Here is a 19,692-nt window from a genome sequence, read left to right on the forward strand (position 1 = left end):
GTTCTCACGATCACCCCACTGAAAGGACCCACTCGTGGACTCAGTCACCGTTCTCGCCGAACTCACCGGCAACATCGCGACGGTCGGTTACGGCCTCGCAGCGATCGGCCCCGGCATCGGTGTCGGCATCGTCGCGGGCAAGACCGTCGAGGCCATGGCGCGCCAGCCCGAGATGGCCGGCCGCCTCCAGACCACGATGTTCCTCGGCATCGCGTTCACCGAGGTGCTCGCGCTCATCGGCCTCGCCACCTACTTCATCTTCGCGGCGTAGTCGTGTTCAGCACCGCTGTGAACATCGCTGCGGAAGAAGGTGACGTCCCCGCGGTCATTCTGATCCCGGAGTTCTACGACTTCTTCTGGTCGGGGGTGATCTTCCTCATCCTGCTGTTCTTCTTCTGGAGGCTGATCCTGCCGCGCCTGCAGAAGATGCTCGACGCGCGCTCCGCCGCGATCGAGGGGAACATCGCGAAGGCCGACGAGGCCCAGCGACAGGCCGAGGCCGCCCTCGAGAAGTACACCGCCCAGCTGGCCGAGGCCCGCGCCGAGGCCGGAGTGATCCGTGAGAAGGCGAACGCCGACGGCAACGCGATCGTGGCGGCGAAGAAGGAGCAGGCGCAGGTCGAGGCCGAGCGCATCCTCCACAACGCGCACGCCCAGATCGAGGCGGACCGTCAGGCCGCCGTGGTCTCGCTCCGCTCCGAAGTCGGAACCCTCGCCATCGATCTCGCCTCCGGCGTGATCGGCGAGAGCCTCAACGACGACGCGAAGGCGTCCGCGATCGTGGACCGCTTCCTCGCCGACCTCGAGGCCTCGGAGAAGGCGAACAACTGATGGGCAGCGCGTCCAGGCAGGCACTCGCATCGGCGAAGGCGGAGCTCTCCGCCCTCGCCGGTCAGGCGTCCCTCGACACGGCCCAGCAGCTCTTCGAGGCCGCACGGATCATCGACGGCCAGGCGCAGCTGCGCGGGGCCCTCGCCGACCCGAGCGCCGACTCGAGCAGCAAGCAGGCTCTCGTCGCCCGCGTATTCGGTCCCTTCGGCGAGCCGGCCAAGCGCCTGCTCACCGTGATCGTCGGCCACCGCTGGTCGAGCCCGAGCGACATGGTCGCCGGGGTCGAGGAGGTCGGGGTCCGCGCGATCGCGTCCTCCGCTCCGGAGGGCGTCAACCTCGAGAAGGAGCTCCACTCCTTCGGCGAGGTCGTCGCCTCCGACGCCCAGCTCGAGCTCGCGCTCGGCAGCAAGCTCGCCGCCGCCGACTCGAAGGTCGCGCTCGTGCAGCGCCTCCTCGAGGGCAAGGCCGCGGCCGAGACGCTGGCGATCCTCCGGCAGCTGATCGCGCACCCGCGCGGTCGCCGCATCCCGGAGCTCGTCCGCTTCGCAGCAGGCGTGGTCGCCGACCAGGGCGGGTTCATCCTCGCCACGGTCTCGGTCGCCGCACCGATCGCCCCCGAGCAGCTCGACCGGCTCCGCTCGGCGCTGACGCGCCAGTACAGCCGACCGGTCTCCGTCAACGTCGTGGTCGATCCCTCCCTCCTGGGCGGGATGCGCCTGCACGTCGGCGACGAGGTCATCGACGGAACCGTCTCCGCACGGCTCTCCGACCTGAAGCTCCAGCTCGCGTCCTGACGGGCGCACGTATCCTCAGAGGGCACTGCCCTCGACCCCCGCACCATCCAGGTCAGGCCCCGACGACCTCTTCGGCTCGCACGGACCCAACGAATAGGAATTCCCATGGCAGATATCACCATCAGCCCGGATGAGATCCGCGACGCGCTGAAGGACTTCGTCTCGTCGTACGAGCCGGGCAAGGCCTCCACCACCGAGGTCGGCTACGTCATCGACGCCGCCGACGGCATCGCCCACGTCGAGGGCCTCCCCGGCGTCATGGCCAACGAGCTCATCCGCTTCTCCAACGGCGTCCTGGGCCTGGCCCAGAACCTCGACGAGAACGAGATCGGCGTCGTCGTCCTCGGCGAGTTCTCCGGCATCGAGGAGGGCATGGAGGTCACCCGCACCGGCGAGGTCCTCTCGGTCCCCGTCGGCGACGGCTACCTCGGCCGCGTCGTCGACCCGCTCGGCAACCCGATCGACGGACTCGGCGAGATCGCCTCCGAGGGCCGCCGCGCCCTCGAGCTCCAGGCTCCCGGCGTCATGTCGCGCAAGTCGGTCCACGAGCCGCTGCAGACCGGCATCAAGGCCATCGACGCGATGATCCCGGTCGGACGCGGCCAGCGCCAGCTCATCATCGGCGACCGCCAGACCGGCAAGACGGCCATCGCGATCGACACGATCATCAACCAGAAGGCCAACTGGGAGTCGGGCGACACGAACAAGCAGGTCCGCTGCATCTACGTCGCCATCGGCCAGAAGGGCTCGACCATCGCCTCGGTGAAGGGCGCGCTCGAGGACGCCGGAGCGATGGAGTACACGACCATCGTCGCGTCCCCCGCCTCCGACCCCGCCGGCTTCAAGTACCTCGCCCCCTACACCGGCTCGGCCATCGGCCAGCACTGGATGTACGGCGGCAAGCACGTCCTGATCATCTTCGACGACCTGTCGAAGCAGGCCGAGGCCTACCGCGCCGTGTCGCTCCTCCTGCGCCGCCCGCCGGGACGCGAGGCGTACCCGGGTGACGTCTTCTACCTGCACTCCCGTCTGCTGGAGCGCTGCGCGAAGCTGTCCGACGAGCTCGGCGCCGGCTCGATGACCGGTCTCCCGATCATCGAGACCAAGGCGAACGACGTCTCGGCCTACATCCCGACCAACGTGATCTCGATCACCGACGGCCAGATCTTCCTCCAGTCCGACCTCTTCAACGCCAACCAGCGTCCCGCGGTCGACGTGGGCATCTCGGTCTCGCGGGTCGGCGGCGACGCGCAGGTCAAGTCGATCAAGAAGGTCTCCGGCACGCTGAAGCTCGAGCTGGCGCAGTACCGCTCGCTCGAGGCCTTCGCGATGTTCGCCTCCGACCTCGACGCCGCCTCGCGCCGTCAGCTCGCCCGCGGCGCCCGCCTGACCGAGCTGCTCAAGCAGCCGCAGTACTCGCCGTACCCCGTCGAGGAGCAGGTCGTCTCGATCTGGGCCGGAACGAACGGCAAGCTCGACGAGGTCCCGGTCCCCGACGTGCTGCGCTTCGAGCGCGAGCTCCTGGACTACCTGGGCCGCAACACCCAGGTGCTGAACACCCTCCGCGACACCAACGTGCTCTCCGACGACACCGTCGCCGAGCTCAACCGTGCCGTCGACGGCTTCAAGCTGGAGTTCCAGACCGGTGAGGGCAAGCCGCTCGCCTCGGTCGGGCGCGAGGAGCACCAGGCCATCGCGGCCGACGAGGTCGGCCAGGAGAAGATCGTCAAGGGCCGTCGCTGACCAGCGGCACCCCGACGATTCGCCACTTTTAGGACAACAGGAGACACATGGGAGCGCAACTCCGGGTCTACCGGTCGAAGATCCGCTCGGCCCAGACGACCAAGAAGATCACTCGGGCCATGGAGCTGATCTCGGCCTCGCGCATCCAGAAGGCGCAGAACCGCGTCGCTGCCGCGGCGCCGTACTCGAACGCGATCACGCGCGCCGTGTCCGCTGTCGCGACCTACTCGAACGTGGAGCACCCGCTCACGACCGAGCGCGAGAAGCTGGACATGGCCGCGATCGTGATCTTCACCTCCGACCGCGGCCTCGCCGGCGCCTTCTCCTCGAGCGTGCTCAAGGAGGCCGAGGAGCTGGCCGCGCTGCTGCGCAGCGAGGGCAAGGAGGTCGTCTTCTACCTGGTCGGCCGCAAGGCGAACGCGTACTTCTCGTTCCGGAAGCGGGCCAGCGTCCGCGTCTGGACGGGCGGCACCGACCAGCCCGTGTTCGAGACGGCGAAGGAGATCGCGGACGCGGTCGTCGAGTCGTACAACCTCGATGACGAGGAGGGCGGCGTGGACGAGATCCACCTCGTCTACAACCGCTTCGTCAGCATGGTCACCCAGCAGCCGACCGTCGTCCGGCTGCTGCCGCTCGAGGTCGTCGAGGGCGCCGAGGAGCAGAACAGCGAGCTGTACCCGCTCTACGAGTTCGAGCCCGACCCCGAGACGGTCCTCGACCGCCTCCTGCCCGTGTACGTCGAGAGCCGCATCTTCAACGCGATGCTGCAGTCGGCGGCCTCGGAGCACGCGGCACGCCAGAAGGCCATGAAGTCGGCGAGCGACAACGCGGACACGCTGATCAAGACCTACACGCGTCTCGCCAACAACGCCCGCCAGACCGAGATCACGCAGCAGATCGCCGAGATCGTCGGCGGCGCCGACGCCCTGTCCTCCTCCAAGTAAGAGGGCTCCGCTCCACACAGTTTCGACTCCGCCCTCCGGGAGCGGTGAGACCACAGAAGGAAGTAGCAATGACACTGACCGCACCTGAGGCGGCGACCGGGACGTCGGGCGGGGCCATCGGCCGCATCGCCCGCGTCACCGGCCCCGTCGTTGACATCGAGTTCCCCCACGACGCGATCCCCGAGGTCTACAACGCGCTCTACACGCACGTCGAGGTCGAGGGCGTCTCGAGCAAGCTGACCTTCGAGGTCGCGCAGCACCTGGGCGACGACCTCGTCCGGGCCATCTCCCTGAACCCCACCGACGGACTCGTTCGCGGCCAGGAGGTCCACGACACCGGCCTGCCGATCTCGGTCCCGGTCGGCGACGTGACCAAGGGCAAGGTCTTCAACGTGATCGGCGAGGTGCTCAACGCCGACGCCGACGGGAAGATCAACGGCGAGTCGTTCGAGATCACCGAGCGCTGGCCCATCCACCGCAAGCCCCCGCAGTTCGACCAGCTCGAGTCCAAGACCGAGCTGTTCGAGACCGGCATCAAGGTCATCGACCTGCTCACTCCGTACGTGCAGGGCGGCAAGATCGGCCTGTTCGGCGGCGCGGGCGTCGGCAAGACCGTCCTCATCCAGGAGATGATCCAGCGCGTCGCGCAGGACCACGGTGGAGTGTCCGTGTTCGCCGGCGTCGGCGAGCGCACCCGTGAGGGCAACGACCTCATCGCCGAGATGGAGGAGGCGGGCGTCTTCGACAAGACCGCGCTCGTCTTCGGCCAGATGGACGAGCCGCCGGGAACGCGTCTGCGCGTCGCCCTGTCGGCACTGACCATGGCGGAGTACTTCCGCGATGTGCAGAAGCAGGACGTGCTGCTCTTCATCGACAACATCTTCCGCTTCACTCAGGCCGGCTCGGAGGTGTCGACCCTCCTGGGCCGCATGCCCTCCGCGGTGGGGTACCAGCCGAACCTCGCCGACGAGATGGGTGTGCTCCAGGAGCGCATCACCTCGACGCGCGGACACTCGATCACCTCGCTGCAGGCGATCTACGTCCCCGCCGACGACTACACCGACCCGGCGCCGGCGACCACCTTCGCCCACCTCGACGCGACCACCGAGCTCTCCCGTGAGATCGCGTCGAAGGGCCTCTACCCGGCCGTCGACCCGCTCACGTCCACCTCGCGCATCCTCGACCCCCGCTACCTGGGCGCCGACCACTACCGCGTGGCGACGAACGTGAAGCAGATCCTGCAGAAGAACAAGGAGCTGCAGGAGATCATCGCGATCCTCGGTGTCGACGAGCTGTCGGAGGAGGACAAGATCACGGTGTCGCGTGCGCGCCGGATCCAGCAGTTCCTCTCGCAGAACACCTACATGGCGAAGAAGTTCACCGGTGTCGAGGGATCGACCGTCCCGCTGAAGGACACGATCGAGTCGTTCGACGCGATCACCAAGGGCGAGTTCGACCACGTGGCCGAGCAGGCGTTCTTCAACGTCGGCTCGATCTCGGACGTCGAGGAGAAGTGGACCCAGATCCAGAAGGAGAACGGCTGATCATGGCCGGGACCCTGAAGGTCAGCGTCGTGTCCGCGAACGCCGAGGTGTGGTCCGGAGAGGCGAAGCAGCTCACGGCTCGCACGGTCGAGGGCGAGATCGGCATCCTCGCCGGCCACGAGCCGATGCTCGCGATCCTCGCCACCGGCGAGGTGCGCGTCACGGCCCTGGACGGCACACGTCTCACCGCGCAGGCCGACGACGGCTTCCTGTCCGTCGAGAACGACGTGGTGACCGTGGTCGCCCGTCAGGCATCGCTGGTCTAGTACACCGCCGCTCACCGCGGCACGGAGGGGCCGGACGATCATCGCGATCGTCCGGCCCCTCCGTCGTGCCGCCCGTCCCTCTTCTCCGAAGGAGTCCTGTGCACGTCCTGCTGCCACCGTCCGAGACGAAGCGCGACGGCGGCGACGAGCCGTTCGTGCTCGAGTCGCTCGCCTTCCCCGAGCTCCACGCGAAGCGGCGCGAGTTGGCGGAGGCGCTGATCGCGCTGGCCGGGGACCGCGAGCTCTCTGCCCGGGCGCTGAAGCTCGGTCCGCGTCAGCTCGGCGAGATCGATCGCAACGCGGCGCTCGCGACCGCGGGAGGCCTACCGGCGGTCGACCGCTTCGACGGGGTGCTCTTCGATGCGCTCGACGCGCGCAGCCTCGATTCCGGTGCACGGGAGGTGCTCGCTCGGACGGCGATCGTGCAGTCCGCGCTCTGGGGGCCGATCCGCGCCCTCGACCTGATCCCTGCATACCGTCTATCCCACGACTCCCGTGTGCCGGGGAGGCCGCTCAAGCGCTGGTGGGCGGCGGAGGCCGGGCGGGTGCTGAGCGCGCTCGACGGGCTCGTCCTCGATCTGCGGAGCGAGGCGTACGCGGCGCTCGGACCGGTTTCTGCGGGCGAGGGGCGGTTCTTCGTCCGCGTCCGCTCGCGCGGGGCCGACGGCGCCCTCCGGTCGCTGAACCACTTCAACAAGCAGGGCAAGGGGCGCTTCGTCAGGGCGCTGGCGGAGGACCGGGTGGCGACGGAGTCGCTCGGCGAGCTCTCGGCGTGGGCGGCCGGGCGCGGGTTCCTGCTCGCCGAGAACCGGCACACGGGAGAGCTCGACCTCGTCGTGCCGGAGTCGTAGGCGTCAGCGTCGGCGCCAGCAGCCGGTGAGGTGGTCGTCGACGACTCCCGCCGACTGCATCAGCGCGTACGCGGTGGTCGGTCCGACGAAGCGGAGCCCGGCGGCCTTCAGCGCTCGCGCGAGCGCCGTCGACCCGGGCGTCGTCGCAGGGACGTCGGCGGCTCGGACCACCCGGTCCTCGACGTCCGGATCGTGGAAGGACCACACGAGCTCGTCGAGCGCGCCCTCGCCTCTCTGCTCGAGGAGCGCGAGCACGGCCCGGGCGTTGTCCCGCGTGGCTATGATCTTCGCGCGGTTCCGGATGATGCCGCTGTCCTCCATCAGCCGCTCGACATCGGTGTCGTCGTACCGGGCGACCCGGGCCGGATCGAAGCCGTCGAAGACCTCGCGGAACCTCGGCCGCTTGCGGAGGATCGTGATCCAGGAGAGGCCGGACTGGAACGCCTCGAGGGAGATCTTCTCGAACAGCGGGCGATCTCCGTGCAGCGGGGTGCCCCATTCCTCGTCGTGGTAGCGGCGGTACTCCGGATCCGCGCCGCTCCAGGCGCAGCGGACCAGGCCGTCCTCTCCCTCGACGAGTCCGTCGGCCGTGCTCATCGGTGGGGGATCCCCTCGTGATCGAGAAGCCAGGCTTTCGTGGCGACGCCCTCGCCCGCGCTGAAGCCGGTGATCCGTCCGTCGCTCGCGAGGACGCGGTGGCAGCCCACGATGATCGGCACCGGGTTCGCACCGACCGCTCCGCCGATCGGCCGGCCCGCCCGGGGGCGACCGGCGGCCGTGCCCAGTGCGCCGTAGGAGGTGATCTCCCCGAAGCCCAGAGCCTGGAGCCGCTGCCAGATCTCGAGCTGGAAGGGCGTGCCGCGCAGAGCGACCGGCAGATCGAAAGAGCGGCGGGTCCCGTCGAAGTACTCGTCCAGCTGCTCGACGGCCCGCAGGAGCACCGGGAGGTCCGACTCCGGGAGGTGCTCGTGCGGGAGCAGACCGGCCTGCTCGATGGCGAGCGAGACGATCGCATCGCCGTCGCTGCCCACCTCGATGCGGCCGAGGGGGCTCGTCGTCCGTCGGACGTGAAGGGGAGTCGTTCTCATGCGTCGAGAGTATCCGCGGGACTCCCCACCGACCGGCGGGAATCGGACACCGGTGCAGAACTCGGCCGATCGGTCCCTGTGGAGGGATTCCTGGGGGCCGGAGGGCGCCATCCGTGCGCCGGCGATTCGGTGTCGATGGGACCTCTTCCTCCACAGGCGACGATCTCGAGATCCTTCCGATGATCCCGGAGGACCGTCGCTCCCGGCGGGTGCGGTGGTCGGCAGGATCGCAGCATGACCTCCTCAGCGATCTTCCTCCACCCCGCTCCCGCCTCGCGTGTCCCGGCCTCACCCGACGACGCCGCACTATTCCATGCCGCTCACGGATCCCGGCGGGGTGCGGCGGAGGCGAGCCTCGTGCTCGTCCCGTTCCGGGCCGGCGCGCCGAGCGGCTCGCTCCGCTTCGAGCTGTCGGGGGCGGATCCGTCCCTGGTCGCGCGGGCCTGCCTCGGTGCGCTCGGTCGGTTCGGGCGGGTGCGGCGAGCACTCGCGCTGGTGCATCCCGGCGAGGCGGGTCCGGAGGCGTGCGAGGGACTCGTCGCCGCCCTCGAGGAGCGTGCGCGCCGGCTCCCAGGCCTCGCCCTCCGCGTCGCCGTGCTCCCGTCGTCCGGCCGTGACGACGGGCTCGAGGCCGGCGACCGGGACGACCCGCGAGCGGTGGCCGCCGCGGTCGACCGTCTCCTCGACCGCCACCCGCGGGCCGAACTGCCCGACGTGCTGTTGCACTGCGTCGACGACCTCGTCCGGCGAGCTCTCACCGGTCCCGATCCCGAGGTCCGGCCGGCGGGCCTGGCTGCGCTCGTCGTGGCCGTGCAGCGCAGCCGCGGTGCGGACCGCGTGCTGCGGTCGGCGCGGAGCGGTGACCCCGGCGCGGCGGGAGCGCTCGCCCCGCTGCTCCGCCGTGCCGCCGTCGTCGCTCCCGCGAGCGAGCGAGCCGGAGTGCTCGTCCTCCTCGCGCGGATCCTGGCCGGTGAGGGTCGTGCCGACGAGGCCGGACGGCTCGCCGACGAGGCCGTCGCCCTCGATCCGCACCACGCAGGTGCGCGCCGGGTCGCGGCCGCACTCGCCGCCGATCGGCGAGAGCGCGCCGCGTGAGGTCGCTAGAGCCGCGACCAGGCCTCGGTGAGAACGCTCCGGAGGATCTGCTCGATCTCGTCGAACTCGCGCGGGCCGATGGTGAGCGGCGGTGCGAGCTGCACGACGGGATCGCCTCGGTCGTCCGCCCGGCAGTACAGCCCCGCGTCGAAGAGCCCCTTCGAGAGGAATCCGCGCAGCAGCCGCTCCGACTCGTCCTCGTCGAACGTCTCCTTCGTCGCCTTGTCCTTCACCAGCTCGATGCCGAAGAAGTAGCCGTCGCCTCGGACGTCGCCGACGATCGGCAGGTCGAGCAGCTTCTCGAGCGTGGACCGGAAGGCGGGCGAGTTCTCTCGCACGCGCTCGTTCAGGCCCTCCTCCTCGAAGATGTCGAGGTTCTCGAGCGCGACCGCGGCCGAGACGGGGTGGCCGCCGAAGGTGTAGCCGTGCGGGAAGACGACCTGACCGTGGCGGAAGGGCTCGTAGATCCGATCGCTGACGATCGTCGCGCCGATGGGGGAGTAGCCGCTGGTCATCCCCTTCGCGCAGGTGATCATGTCCGGCACGTAGCCGTACTCGTCACAGGCGAACATGTGCCCGATACGGCCGAACGCGCAGATCACCTCATCGGACACCAGCAGCACGTCGTGCTTGTCGCAGATCTCGCGGACCCTCTGGAAGTACCCGGGAGGGGGCGGGAAGCAGCCGCCCGAGTTCTGCACGGGTTCTAGGAACACGGCGGCAACCGTGTCCGGCCCCTCGAACTCGATCATCTCCTCGATGCGGTTCGCCGCCCACAGGCCGAACGCCTCCAGGTCGTCGCCGTGCTCGGGAGCCCGGTAGAAGTTGGTGTTGGGGACGCGGAAGCCGCCCGGCACCAGCGGTTCGAACATCGACTTCATCCCGGGGATGCCCGTGATCGCGAGCGCTCCCTGGGGAGTGCCGTGATAAGCGACCGAGCGCGAGACGACCTTGTGCTTGCCCGGCTTGCCCTGCAGCTTCCAGTACTGCTTGGCGAGCTTGAACGCCGTCTCCACCGCCTCGCCGCCGCCGGTCGAGAAGAAGACCCGGTTGAGGTCGCCCGGCGCGTGGTCGGCGAGCCGGTCGGCCAGCTCGATCGCCGAGGGGGTCGCGTAGGACCAGAGCGGGAAGAAGGAGAGCTCGGACGCCTGCTTCGCCGCGGCCTCCGCCAGTCGGCGCCGCCCGTGTCCCGCATTGACGACGAAGAGGCCGGACAGGCCGTCGAAGTACTTGCGCCCGGTGCTGTCCCAGATGTGGTGTCCCTCGCCGCGCGTGATGATCGGCACGCCCGCGCCCGAGTCCATCGTCGACTGACGGGTGAAGTGCATCCAGAGGTGGTCCTTCGCCTTCTTCTGCAGGGAGGCGTCGTCGGTCCCCCCAGGCGCGTCGGTCCCGCGGACGGGATCGCCCGACTCGAGGCCGGAGGTCGAGAATGCTGTCTCGGTGGTCATCTTTTACCGCGTTCCCCAGTTGTAGAACTGCTTGTGCAGCTTCAGATAGACGAAGGTCTCGGTCGAGAGCACGCCGGGAAGCGACCGGATCTCCTGGTTGAGCAGGGCGATCAGATCGTCGTCGTTCTCGCACACGACCTCGGCGAGGATGTCGAAGGAGCCGGCCGTCAGCACGACGTAGTCGACGGCGGGGATGGAGGCGAGCCGGTCCGCGACGTCGCGGGTGTCGCCGGTGACGCGCACACCGATCATCGCCTGGCGATAGAAGCCGAGCTGCATCGGATCCGTCACCGCGACGATCTGCATGACGCCCGACTCGGTGAGCTTCTGCACCCGCTGCCGGACGGCCGCCTCGCTCAGGCCCACGGCCTTGCCGATCTCGGCGTACGAGCGCCGACCGTCGGCCTGCAGCTGCTCGATGATCGCCTTCGACACCTCGTCGAGCTGGACAGGACGCTGAGAGGGCGGGCGAGACGGGGCCATGCGGCGATTCTGGCAGTCCACGGGTGCCCGGGCAAGTGGATCCGCACGTCGGAGCTCGATCCGGCATCGGATCCGGTAGTCGGAGCGTCGACCCGTCTGCGCGACGGACATCGGGCGACAGCGATGGCGGCCGGCTCGGCGGAGGGCCGTCAGCGACTACCATCGGGAGGCGGCCGGGCACCCCTGGCGCCGGCGGTCACGGGCCGTCGGACCGGACGGCCGCGGGCCACGGGGATGCGAGGAGCAGCGATGACGCAGATCGGCCGCAGCCGCGCGTCCGTCACCGTCCCCGTCTCCGCCTGGAGCTCCGACGCACCCTCGGCCGAAGTCACCCTCGGCTGGGCCGCGCGCACCGAGACCGGCCACGTGCGCAGCGCGAACGAGGACAGCTACCTCGCCAAGAGCCCGCTCTTCGCTGTCGCCGACGGGATGGGCGGGCACGCGGCAGGAGAGGTCGCCAGCGACGCGGTCGTGTCGCGCCTGTCCACCGCGGCGCTCGGCGCGACCGTCGGAGCGGAGGAGATCGACCGGGCGCTTCGGGAGGCGGTCGGGGACATCGCCCGGCAGTCGCACACGGCCGACGTCGGCACCGGGACCACGGTCACCGGGATCGCGCTCACGGTGGTCGGGGGAGAGCCCTACTGGTCCGTCTTCAACATCGGCGACTCGCGCGTGTACCTGAGCGTCGCCGGGACCCTCGTGCAGCTCACCGTGGACCACTCCATCGTCCAGGAGCTGGTCGACGCGGGCCTGATCTCCCGCGACGAGGCCGACGTGCATCCGCACAGCAACGTGATCACCCGCGCGGTCGGCTTCCACGAGGCGCCCGTCCCCGACTACCGGCTTGTGCCCGTCCTCGCCGGATCGCGTCTGCTGATCTGCTCGGACGGACTCACGAAGGAGCTGACCGATGCCGGCGTCGGCCACCTGCTCAGCGGCACCGGCTCCGCTCAGGAGGCGGCCGACGCCCTGGTCGACGCCGCGCTGGACAACGGCGGGCGCGACAACGTCACCGTGATCGTCGTCGACGTCCTCGCGGTCACCGGCGACGTGGAGGCCGGCGCACCGGTCTGACGAGCAGCGCTCCGGCACGGGACGGCCGCGGTGGCGGTGCCGCCGGACCGCCCGCACGTGCCGAACGGCCGTACGACGGTCCTGCGCCTGCCGGTTCGCGTCGGGTTCGGCCGGCTCGGGACTCCCCGCGCCGGCGCTGGGTACGATGGTGAGCGGAAGGGCGTTCTCGGTGATCTGCAGCACGTGTGGCTCCAACCTCGCTCCCGGGGCGATCCTCTGCGGCGAGTGCGGTTCGTCGGTGGCGGCGCATGCCACGACGGGTGCGTCCCGCCCCTCGTCCTCCGGCGACACGACGGTCCTCGATCCGTCCCGCCGTGCCTGGCTGCCGGGCCTGGCCCCCGGCCGGCACCGGCGTCCCGCCCCCGGCGCTCCGATGGCGCCGCCCTCGCAGGGGCTCGTGCGCCTCAGCTTCGCGACCGGGCAGCACGCGATCGTGACCGGCAACGGCCTGATCGGACGCCAGCCGCTCCCGGACCCCAACGAGACGTTCCGGCACATCCTCGCGATCCCGGATCCGTCGCGATCCCTCTCCAAGACCCACCTCGAGTTCGGCTTCGACGAGGGCGGGCTCTGGGTCAGGGACCGCTGGTCGGCCAACGGGTCCGTGCTGGTCGCGCCGACCCAGGCGCCACTCCCGCTCGAGGCCGGCCGCCGCTACCGCGCGAAGCTCGGCAGCCGGATCCTGCTCTCCTCCGTCGAGATGGCGGTCGAGCGCGTCGACGGGTCCGCCGGCGGCTCGGGACGCCCGCCCCTCACCCGCTGACGGCACGGCCTCCGGGGACCGAATCGGCGGTCGACACGGCCTCCGGGTGCGGAATTCGTGACGATCATGTTTCCGGATGAGCGTTCTCCTCCGTTCGCCGTGACAGGCGGATGAGCGCTGTGCCAGTATTTCCCCACGTTCGGCCCCCGAGGCACGAGCCCCGACGCAGTCAGGAGCCCCCGCCATGACCCGTCCCCTCCCGAGGGATCCCGTCCTCCGCCGGGCCGTCGCCGCGGCACGCTCGCACGAGCGCGAGCGCCGGGCAGTCCTCTCGCGTCGGGCGGTCCTCGGCGGGATCGGCCTCGGAGCGGGTGCCCTCGCCCTGGCCGCCTGCGCCCCGCAGACCCGTGCCGCTCCGACCGCCGCCGCCGACGGATCGGCCGGCGACCCGCGCCTGGTGTGGGACAACTGGCCCGCCTACATGGACGAGGACGACGACGGGAACTACCCCACGCTCCAGGGCTTCGAGGAGCAGACGGGCATCGCGGTGACCTACAACGTCGCCGTCGACGACAACAACTCCTACTACGGCAAGGTGAAGGACCAGCTCGCGCTCGGGCAGTACATCGGCGCCGACACGGTCTGCCTGACGGAGTGGATGGTCTCGCGCCTGGTCCGCCGCGGCTACGTGCAGGAGCTCGACCACGCGAACATCCCGAACATCGCCAACCTCACCCCCTCGCTGGCGAACCCCGACTTCGATCCGGGCCGCCGGCTCTCCCTCCCGTACCAGGCGGGGTTCTCGGGCATCTGCTGGAACAGGGAGAAGCTGCCGAAGGGCCTCTCGAGCATCGAGGAGCTGTGGGATCCGTCGCTCCGCGGCCGCGTCGGCGTGCTGAGCGAGATGCGCGACACGATCGGGCTCATCATGCTCGCTCAGGGGACGGACATCGCCGGCTCCTGGGGCGACGACGAGTACATGAACGCGATCGACGTCTTCCGCGAGCAGGTCGACGCCGGACAGATCCGCAACATCAAGGGGAACGCGTACCTCAACGACCTGCAGAACGAGGACACCCTCGCGGCGATCTGCTGGTCCGGCGACATCACCCTGATCAACGCCGAGGCCGGCGACAAGTGGGAGTTCGCCTTCCCCGACTCGGGCGGCGCACTCTGGAACGACACCTTCGTGGTCCCGATGGGCTCCGAGCGCAAGGCCAACGCCGAGGCCCTGATGAACTACTACTACGAGCCCGAGGTCGCCGCCGAGGTGGCCGCCTGGGTCAACTACATCACCCCCGTGGATGGAGCGAAGGACGTCATGGAGAGCATCGATCCGGAGCTGGCCGAGAACCAGCTGATCTTCCCCGACGAGGACACGCTCGCGCAGGCGCACGTGTTCCGGACCCTGACCGCCGCGGAGGAGAAGGAGTACCAGGCCGAGTTCCAGAAGGTGCTCCTGGGCATCTGATGGCGATCGGGACCTTCGCCGAGAGCGGCGCCGACCTCCAGCTGGTCGGGATCAGCAAGCAGTACCCGGGCTTCACGGCCATCGACTCCCTGGACCTCACCATCCCGGCGGGCTCCTTCTTCGCCCTGCTGGGCCCCTCGGGCTGCGGCAAGACGACGACGCTGCGCCTGGTCGCCGGGCTCGAGGAGCCCTCCGCCGGCCGGATCCTCATCGGCGGGCGGGACGTCACTGAGACGAAGACGTACCAGCGGCCCGTCAACACCGTGTTCCAGTCGTACGCGCTGTTCCCGCACATGTCGATCCTCGAGAACGTCGCCTTCGGCCTGAAGCGGCGGAGGATCGCCGACCCCGTCGGCAAGGCGCACGAGGCGCTCCGCCTGGTCGAGCTCGACCACCTCGCCCAGCGCCGCCCCGCGCAGCTCTCCGGTGGTCAGCAGCAGCGGGTCGCCCTCGCGCGCGCCCTCGTCAACCGGCCCGCCCTGCTCCTGCTCGACGAGCCGCTCGGCGCCCTCGACCTCAAGCTCCGCCGGCAGATGCAGCTGGAGCTCAAGTCGATCCAGGAGGAGGTGGGCCTCACCTTCCTCCACGTCACGCACGATCAGGAGGAGGCCATGACGATGGCCGACACCGTCGCGGTGATGAACAAGGGCAGGATCGAGCAGATGGGCGCGCCGGAGGAGCTCTACGAGCTCCCGCGCACCGCGTTCGTCGCGAACTTCCTCGGCCAGTCCAACCTCTTCACGGGTGAGGTGGTCGGCAGCACCGACCGCGCACTCACCGTCGACGCGGGCGGACACCGGATCGTCGTGCCCGTCGCCCGCTGCGCTCGCACGAGCGGGGAGATCACCGTCGGCGTCCGCCCCGAGAAGCTCCTGCTGCTGACGCAGGAGCCGCCGGCGGACTCCGGCCGGAACGTGCTGGGGCCCGGCCGCGTGGTCGACGTCTCCTTCAGCGGGGTCAGCACCCAGTACACGATCCGGATGCCGGGCCTGGGCCCGGTGGTCGTCTTCGCGCAGAACATGGTCTTCGGGCCGGTCGTCGGCGAGGGAGCGGAGGTGTGGGTCGGCTTCAGCACCGAGCACGGCTTCGGACTCGCGGACGAACCGGGCTCGGTCCCGCGCTTCGAGGCGGACGACTCCACCAGCGCCATCGCCGTGCAGCGCCGGGGGCTCCTGGCCGGTCGCAGCGGGGGAGCGTAGGCATGGCCTTCGCCGCCTTCGCCACGGGGCAGGCGGATCCTCAGGACGCTCCGGTCCGCCGGCGGTCGACGATCGCGCTCGTCCTGCTGCTGCCGGGCATCGCCTACATGCTGCTGTTCTTCCTGGCGCCGCTGATCTCGCTCGTGCTCACGTCCTTCCAGGCCGAGGTGCCGGACGGGGACATCGGCGAGTACGCCCCCGGGTTCGCCTGGCAGAACTACCTCGTGGTGATGGGCGACTACTGGCCGCACGTGCTCCGCTCCTTCGGCTACGCGCTGATCGCGACGGTGCTCGCGCTGGTGATCAGCTACCCGCTGGCCTACTTCATCGGAGTGAAGGCGCGGCCCTGGCCGCTGCTGCAGAACCTGCTCCTCACGCTGGTGATCGCGCCCTTCTTCATCAGCTTCCTGCTCCGGACGCTGGCGTGGAAGCAGATCCTCGCGGACGAGAGCCCGCTCGTGCAGGCGCTCAAGGCCGTGGCGGTCCTGCCGAGCGACGGCCACCTCACGGGGACGCCGATCGCCGTGATCTTCGGCATCACCTACAACTTCATCCCGTTCATGACGCTGCCGCTGTACACGACGCTCGAGCGCCTCGACGTGCGCTTCCTGGAGGCCGGGTCGGATCTCTACGCGCACCCCGCCTCCGTGTTCTGGAGCGTGACCGTCCCCCTGTCGATGCCGGGCATCGTCTCGGGCACGCTGCTGACGTTCATCCCCGCGGCGGGCGACTACATCAACGCGAGCCGGGACTTCCTCGGCTCGTCCCAGACCTCGATGGTGGGCAACGCGATCGAGGCGAACTTCCTCACGCTCGAGAACTACCCGGCGGCCGCCGCGCTCTCGATCGTGCTGATGGCCGTGATCCTGGTCATCGTCGGCTTCTACGTGAAGCGCAGTGGAACGGAGGACCTCCTGTGACCGCGACGGCCGACCGTCCGCTCGCGAGCGCCCAGGAGGCGCTCGGCGCGCCGCCCCCCGCCCCGATCCGGGGCCGCCGCCGCTTCCGGGGCCTCGGGCTCGGCGTCTACACGGCGCTGGCGCTGCTCTTCCTGCTCATCCCGATCGGGTACACCTTCGTCTTCTCCTTCAACGACTCGGGGAAGAGCAACCTCGCCTGGCGCGGGTTCACCCTCGACAAGTGGGTGTCGGCCTGGACCAGCGAGGAGGTGATGACCGCCTTCGGGAACAGCCTGCTGGTCGGTGTGATCGCCACCGTGCTGGCCACTGCGCTCGGCACCATGATCGCCATCGCGCTCGTGCGGTTCCGCTTCCGGTTCCGGTCGGCGATCAGCCTGCTGCTGTTCCTCCCCATGGCGACTCCGGAGGTGGTGCTCGGAGCCGGCCTCGCCGCGCAGTTCCTCAGCGTGGGCGCCGAGAAGGGGCTGGTCACGATCGTGCTGGCGCACACGATGTTCTGCATCAGCTTCGTCGTGGTCACCGTGAAGGCGCGGGTGGCGAGCCTCGACCCGAAGCTGGAGGAGGCGGGACGCGACCTCTACGCGTCGCCGAACCAGGTCTTCTGGCGGATCACCTTCCCGCTGCTGCTGCCCGGCATCCTCGCCGCGGCGCTGCTCTCCTTCGCGCTGAGCTTCGACGACTTCATCATCACGAACTTCAACTCCGGATCGGTCACCACGTTCCCGAAGTACATCTACATCGCGGCGGCGCGCGGCATCCCGGCGGAGGCGAACGTCATCGCATCGGCGGTGTTCGTCCTGGCGATCCTCGTGGTGGTGATCACGCAGGTCTCCGCGGCGGCCCGGGCGAAGCGCCTCGCGCGCGAGCAGTAGCTCTGGGCGTGCCGGGAGGTGCGGTCAGACGTAGGAGGCACGGATCGCGCCGACCGGGCGCCCGCCGCCCGACACGACCGGGTTCAGCCGCACCAGCACGTCGTTCGCCGCGGTCCGGTCCACCGCGTCCGCCTCGACCAGGAGCTTCAGCGCGACCACTGTTGCGGCGCGCAGGCTCCCGTCGAGGATCTTCAGGGCGACGGTGGTGCCGTCGGGCGAGGCCATCACGAGCACGCCCTCGGCGCCGAGCTTGGCGACCAGGCCCAGGCGCTCGATCACGACGGTGTTGTCCCGGCCCGGGCCGTCGATCGCCCACGCGTTCTCGAGGATCGCGGCCGTGAGGACGCCGGCCTGGCGGTAGAGGCCGAACGGTGAGGCAGGGGAGGAGGACACGATCCGCGAGACGCCCTTCGCCAGCGCGGTCAGAGGAAGGGCGTGCACGGGAGCTCCGCAGCCGTCGATCCCCGAGGCCACGACGCGCTCGCCGGTGAGGCGCTCGATCGTGTCGACGATGTGCTGCTGCAGCGGGTGCGTCCGCTCGAGGTAGTCCTCGGTGCTCCAGCCGTTCTGCACGCAGGCCAGCAGCATCGCCGCGTGCTTGCCCGAGCAGTTCATGTAGAGCGGGTCGGGAGTCGCGCCCGCCCGCAGCAGCTGAGCGCGGGTCCCGGAGTCGCCGGGCCAGTCGGCCGGGCACTGCAGGGCGGTGTGGTCCAGGCCGGCGCGGAAGAGCAGGTTCTGCACCAGCGCCACGTGCTGGGGGATGCCGGCGTGGCTCGCGGTGGCGATGACCGCCTCCGCGCCGTTCAGCTCGACTCCGGCGGTCATCACCGCGAGGGCCTGGAACGGCTTGAGGCAGGAGCGGGGGAAGACAGGAGCCGTCGGGGTGCCGAGGCTGCGGGCGACGCGGCCCTCGGAGTCGAGGAGGACGGCGGAGCCGGCGTGGCGCGACTCGACGAACCCGGATCGCTCGACGACGGCCAGCTCGACGGACTCGGCGACGGTGAAGGTTCCTGCTGGCATCCCCCCATCCTGCCCGATGCGCCGACCGGTCCCGCGCTCCCGGAGACGCCGAAGGCCACCGGGGAGCGCATCGGCGCCCGCGGTGCCCTTCGGAGGATCGCGCCTAGAGGGTGGCGAACGCGTCGGCGATGACCGACACGGCGTCGTCGAGCAACTCGTCGGTGAGGGCGAGGCTCGGCAGGAAGCGGACCACGTTGCCGTAGGTGCCGGCGCTCAGCACGAGGACCCCGTGCTGGGCGGCGTAATCGATGATCGCCTGGACCGCGACGGCGTTCGGCTCCTTCGTGGTGCCGGCGGTGCCGGGCTGCACGAGCTCCATCGCCATCATCGCGCCGATGCCGCGGACGTCGCCGATGATGTCGTAGCGCTCCTGCAGGCCTCGCAGCGCCGCGCCCAGGCGTGCGCCGATCCGGTCGGCCTCGGCGAGGAGGCCCTCGCGCTCGATGCGCTCGAAGACCGCGACGGCGGCGGCGGCGGCGACGGGGTTCCCGCCGAAGGTGCCGCCCAGTCCGCCGGCCTGCGCCGAGTCCATGATCTCGGCGCGGCCCGTCACGCCCGCGAGCGGCAGGCCGCCGGCGATGCCCTTGGCCGAGAGGACGAGGTCGGGGACGAGGCCGAGGTGCTCGCTGGCGAACCAGGCGCCGGTGCGGGCCATGCCCGATTGGATCTCGTCGGCGACGAAGACGATGCCGTTGGCCGTGCACCACTCCTGCAGTGCCGGGAGGAAGCCGTCGGCGGGGACCATGAAGCCGCCCTCGCCCTGAATGGGCTCGGCGACGAGGCAGGCCAGGGCGGACGCGCCGACGGTCTTCTCGAGGTACGAGATCGCGCGCTGGGCGGCCTCGGCTCCCGACAGGCCGTCGTGGTACGGGTACGAGCTCGGCGCGCGGTGGACGTCGCTGGCGAAGGGTCCGAAGCCCAGGCCGTAGGGCAGCGCCTTGAAGTTCATGGCCATCGTGAGGTTCGTGCGTCCGTGGTACGCGTGGTCGAGCACCGCGACGCCGGGGCGCCCGGTGTGCTTGCGCGCGATCTTGACGGCGTTCTCGACCGCCTCGGCGCCGGAGTTGACCAGGACGGTCTTCTTGGCGAAGTCGCCGGGGGTGTGCTGGGCCAGCAGCTCCGCGACGCGGATGTAGGGCTCGTACGGAGTGACGGTGAAGAGGGTGTGCGTGAGGCGCGCGAGCTGCTCCGCGGCGGCCGCGACGACGGAGTCGTCGGTGTGCCCGATCGTCGTCACGCCGATGCCGGCGCCGAGGTCGATGAAGCTGTTGCCGTCGACGTCGACCAGGATCGCGCCGTGCGCGCGGTCGATGTAGACGGGGAGCGCGGTGCCGACGCCGGTG

21 protein-coding genes are annotated in these 19,692 nt (G+C 70.2%); 14 read left to right on the top strand and 7 right to left on the bottom strand.

What is annotated here, in order from left to right; genetic code table 11:
* Window positions 1-34: 34 nt before the first annotated feature.
* The 8 genes from C5C27_RS01250 to C5C27_RS01285 all read left to right on the top strand — a co-directional run bounded on the left by C5C27_RS01250 (window position 35) and on the right by C5C27_RS01285 (window position 6,973).
* The gene (locus C5C27_RS01250) at window positions 35-271 is read left to right on the top strand and encodes an ATP synthase F0 subunit C (protein WP_055794702.1); all 237 of its coding nucleotides are present in this window, start codon (window positions 35-37) and stop codon (window positions 269-271) included.
* A 2-nt stretch (window positions 272-273) separates the two neighbouring features.
* Window positions 274-831, top strand: coding sequence for a F0F1 ATP synthase subunit B (locus C5C27_RS01255; RefSeq protein ID WP_258066467.1), 558 nt, complete (start codon window positions 274-276; stop codon window positions 829-831).
* Window positions 831-1,625 carry a F0F1 ATP synthase subunit delta gene (locus C5C27_RS01260; protein WP_104237588.1) on the top strand — a complete coding sequence of 265 codons (795 nt, stop codon included), beginning with the start codon at window positions 831-833 and terminating at the stop codon, window positions 1,623-1,625. The genes C5C27_RS01255 and C5C27_RS01260 overlap by 1 nt, the downstream gene beginning before the upstream one ends.
* Before the next feature lie 105 nt (window positions 1,626-1,730).
* A complete protein-coding gene (gene atpA, locus C5C27_RS01265; protein WP_104223023.1) occupies window positions 1,731-3,368 on the top strand; it encodes a F0F1 ATP synthase subunit alpha in 1,638 nt (545 codons plus the stop codon).
* Window positions 3,369-3,415: 47 nt separating this feature from the next.
* Window positions 3,416-4,312 (top strand): F0F1 ATP synthase subunit gamma, encoded by an 897-nt coding sequence (locus C5C27_RS01270; protein ID WP_104313276.1) that lies wholly within the window; start codon window positions 3,416-3,418, stop codon window positions 4,310-4,312.
* A gap of 68 nt (window positions 4,313-4,380) precedes the next feature.
* The gene (atpD, locus tag C5C27_RS01275) at window positions 4,381-5,856 is read left to right on the top strand and encodes a F0F1 ATP synthase subunit beta (RefSeq protein WP_104223025.1); all 1,476 of its coding nucleotides are present in this window, start codon (window positions 4,381-4,383) and stop codon (window positions 5,854-5,856) included.
* Window positions 5,857-5,858: 2 nt separating this feature from the next.
* Window positions 5,859-6,122, top strand: coding sequence for a F0F1 ATP synthase subunit epsilon (locus C5C27_RS01280; protein WP_104223026.1), 264 nt, complete (start codon window positions 5,859-5,861; stop codon window positions 6,120-6,122).
* A 98-nt stretch (window positions 6,123-6,220) separates the two neighbouring features.
* Entirely contained in the window at window positions 6,221-6,973 is a 753-nt protein-coding gene (locus C5C27_RS01285) for a YaaA family protein (RefSeq protein WP_104313278.1), read from the top strand.
* A 3-nt stretch (window positions 6,974-6,976) separates the two neighbouring features.
* On the opposite strand, the gene C5C27_RS01290 is transcribed toward C5C27_RS01285, so the two are convergent.
* The 5 genes from C5C27_RS01290 to C5C27_RS01310 all read right to left on the bottom strand — a co-directional run bounded on the left by C5C27_RS01290 (window position 6,977) and on the right by C5C27_RS01310 (window position 11,090).
* Complete coding sequence (locus tag C5C27_RS01290; RefSeq protein WP_104313280.1) at window positions 6,977-7,570, bottom strand: DNA-3-methyladenine glycosylase I; 594 nt, start codon at window positions 7,568-7,570, stop codon at window positions 6,977-6,979.
* Window positions 7,567-8,061 (bottom strand): methylated-DNA--[protein]-cysteine S-methyltransferase, encoded by a 495-nt coding sequence (locus C5C27_RS01295; protein ID WP_104223029.1) that lies wholly within the window; start codon window positions 8,059-8,061, stop codon window positions 7,567-7,569. The genes C5C27_RS01290 and C5C27_RS01295 overlap by 4 nt, the downstream gene beginning before the upstream one ends.
* A gap of 306 nt (window positions 8,062-8,367) precedes the next feature.
* On the bottom strand, window positions 8,368-9,096 hold the full coding sequence (locus C5C27_RS01300) for a hypothetical protein (protein WP_104313282.1): 729 nt from the start codon (window positions 9,094-9,096) through the stop codon (window positions 8,368-8,370).
* Window positions 9,097-9,161: 65 nt separating this feature from the next.
* Window positions 9,162-10,607 (bottom strand): aspartate aminotransferase family protein, encoded by a 1,446-nt coding sequence (locus C5C27_RS01305; protein WP_104313284.1) that lies wholly within the window; start codon window positions 10,605-10,607, stop codon window positions 9,162-9,164.
* A 3-nt stretch (window positions 10,608-10,610) separates the two neighbouring features.
* Entirely contained in the window at window positions 10,611-11,090 is a 480-nt protein-coding gene (locus tag C5C27_RS01310; protein ID WP_104223032.1) for an Lrp/AsnC family transcriptional regulator, read from the bottom strand.
* A 249-nt stretch (window positions 11,091-11,339) separates the two neighbouring features.
* On the opposite strand from C5C27_RS01310, the gene C5C27_RS01315 reads away from it, so the two are divergent.
* The 6 genes from C5C27_RS01315 (at window position 11,340) to C5C27_RS01340 (ending at window position 17,329) form a co-directional block, all read left to right on the top strand.
* Entirely contained in the window at window positions 11,340-12,164 is an 825-nt protein-coding gene (locus C5C27_RS01315; protein ID WP_104313285.1) for a PP2C family serine/threonine-protein phosphatase, read from the top strand.
* 238 nt (window positions 12,165-12,402) lie between these two features.
* Window positions 12,403-12,927 carry a hypothetical protein gene (locus tag C5C27_RS01320; protein WP_104223034.1) on the top strand — a complete coding sequence of 175 codons (525 nt, stop codon included), beginning with the start codon at window positions 12,403-12,405 and terminating at the stop codon, window positions 12,925-12,927.
* Window positions 12,928-13,111: 184 nt separating this feature from the next.
* Window positions 13,112-14,338, top strand: a complete 1,227-nt coding sequence (locus C5C27_RS01325; RefSeq protein ID WP_104313287.1) for a PotD/PotF family extracellular solute-binding protein — start codon at window positions 13,112-13,114, stop codon at window positions 14,336-14,338.
* Window positions 14,338-15,537 (top strand): ABC transporter ATP-binding protein, encoded by a 1,200-nt coding sequence (locus C5C27_RS01330; RefSeq protein WP_104223036.1) that lies wholly within the window; start codon window positions 14,338-14,340, stop codon window positions 15,535-15,537. Before C5C27_RS01325 ends, C5C27_RS01330 begins: the two co-directional genes overlap by 1 nt.
* A gap of 2 nt (window positions 15,538-15,539) precedes the next feature.
* The gene (locus C5C27_RS01335) at window positions 15,540-16,457 is read left to right on the top strand and encodes an ABC transporter permease (protein WP_104223037.1); all 918 of its coding nucleotides are present in this window, start codon (window positions 15,540-15,542) and stop codon (window positions 16,455-16,457) included.
* Between the two features lie 65 nt (window positions 16,458-16,522).
* Window positions 16,523-17,329, top strand: a complete 807-nt coding sequence (locus C5C27_RS01340) for an ABC transporter permease (RefSeq protein WP_181027101.1) — start codon at window positions 16,523-16,525, stop codon at window positions 17,327-17,329.
* 24 nt (window positions 17,330-17,353) lie between these two features.
* Here the strand turns inward: C5C27_RS01340 and C5C27_RS01345 are convergent, their stop codons facing one another.
* Window positions 17,354-18,349: an asparaginase gene (locus C5C27_RS01345; protein WP_104223039.1), complete on the bottom strand. Its 996-nt coding sequence runs from the start codon at window positions 18,347-18,349 to the stop codon at window positions 17,354-17,356.
* Between the two features lie 103 nt (window positions 18,350-18,452).
* Window positions 18,453-19,692 (bottom strand): 4-aminobutyrate--2-oxoglutarate transaminase (gabT, locus tag C5C27_RS01350; protein WP_104313289.1); only part of this gene is annotated, 1,240 nt, incomplete at its 5' end.

Source organism: Rathayibacter sp. AY2B7 (genome assembly GCF_002931635.1).
Lineage (GTDB): Bacteria > Actinomycetota > Actinomycetes > Actinomycetales > Microbacteriaceae > Rathayibacter.

Excerpts from the sequence above, each read along its gene's own strand:
- C5C27_RS01260 (WP_104237588.1), top strand. The coding sequence starts at position 831 with ATGGGCAGCGCGTCCAGGCAGGCACTCGCATCGGCGAAGGCGGAGCTC.
- atpA (WP_104223023.1), top strand. The coding sequence starts at position 1,731 with ATGGCAGATATCACCATCAGCCCGGATGAGATCCGCGACGCGCTGAAG.
- C5C27_RS01270 (WP_104313276.1), top strand. The coding sequence starts at position 3,416 with ATGGGAGCGCAACTCCGGGTCTACCGGTCGAAGATCCGCTCGGCCCAG.
- atpD (WP_104223025.1), top strand. The coding sequence starts at position 4,381 with ATGACACTGACCGCACCTGAGGCGGCGACCGGGACGTCGGGCGGGGCC.
- C5C27_RS01280 (WP_104223026.1), top strand. The coding sequence starts at position 5,859 with ATGGCCGGGACCCTGAAGGTCAGCGTCGTGTCCGCGAACGCCGAGGTG.
- C5C27_RS01290 (WP_104313280.1), bottom strand. The coding sequence starts at position 7,570 with ATGAGCACGGCCGACGGACTCGTCGAGGGAGAGGACGGCCTGGTCCGC.
- C5C27_RS01295 (WP_104223029.1), bottom strand. The coding sequence starts at position 8,061 with ATGAGAACGACTCCCCTTCACGTCCGACGGACGACGAGCCCCCTCGGC.
- C5C27_RS01305 (WP_104313284.1), bottom strand. The coding sequence starts at position 10,607 with ATGACCACCGAGACAGCATTCTCGACCTCCGGCCTCGAGTCGGGCGAT.
- C5C27_RS01310 (WP_104223032.1), bottom strand. The coding sequence starts at position 11,090 with ATGGCCCCGTCTCGCCCGCCCTCTCAGCGTCCTGTCCAGCTCGACGAG.
- C5C27_RS01315 (WP_104313285.1), top strand. The coding sequence starts at position 11,340 with ATGACGCAGATCGGCCGCAGCCGCGCGTCCGTCACCGTCCCCGTCTCC.
- C5C27_RS01325 (WP_104313287.1), top strand. The coding sequence starts at position 13,112 with ATGACCCGTCCCCTCCCGAGGGATCCCGTCCTCCGCCGGGCCGTCGCC.
- C5C27_RS01330 (WP_104223036.1), top strand. The coding sequence starts at position 14,338 with ATGGCGATCGGGACCTTCGCCGAGAGCGGCGCCGACCTCCAGCTGGTC.
- C5C27_RS01335 (WP_104223037.1), top strand. The coding sequence starts at position 15,540 with ATGGCCTTCGCCGCCTTCGCCACGGGGCAGGCGGATCCTCAGGACGCT.
- C5C27_RS01345 (WP_104223039.1), bottom strand. The coding sequence starts at position 18,349 with ATGCCAGCAGGAACCTTCACCGTCGCCGAGTCCGTCGAGCTGGCCGTC.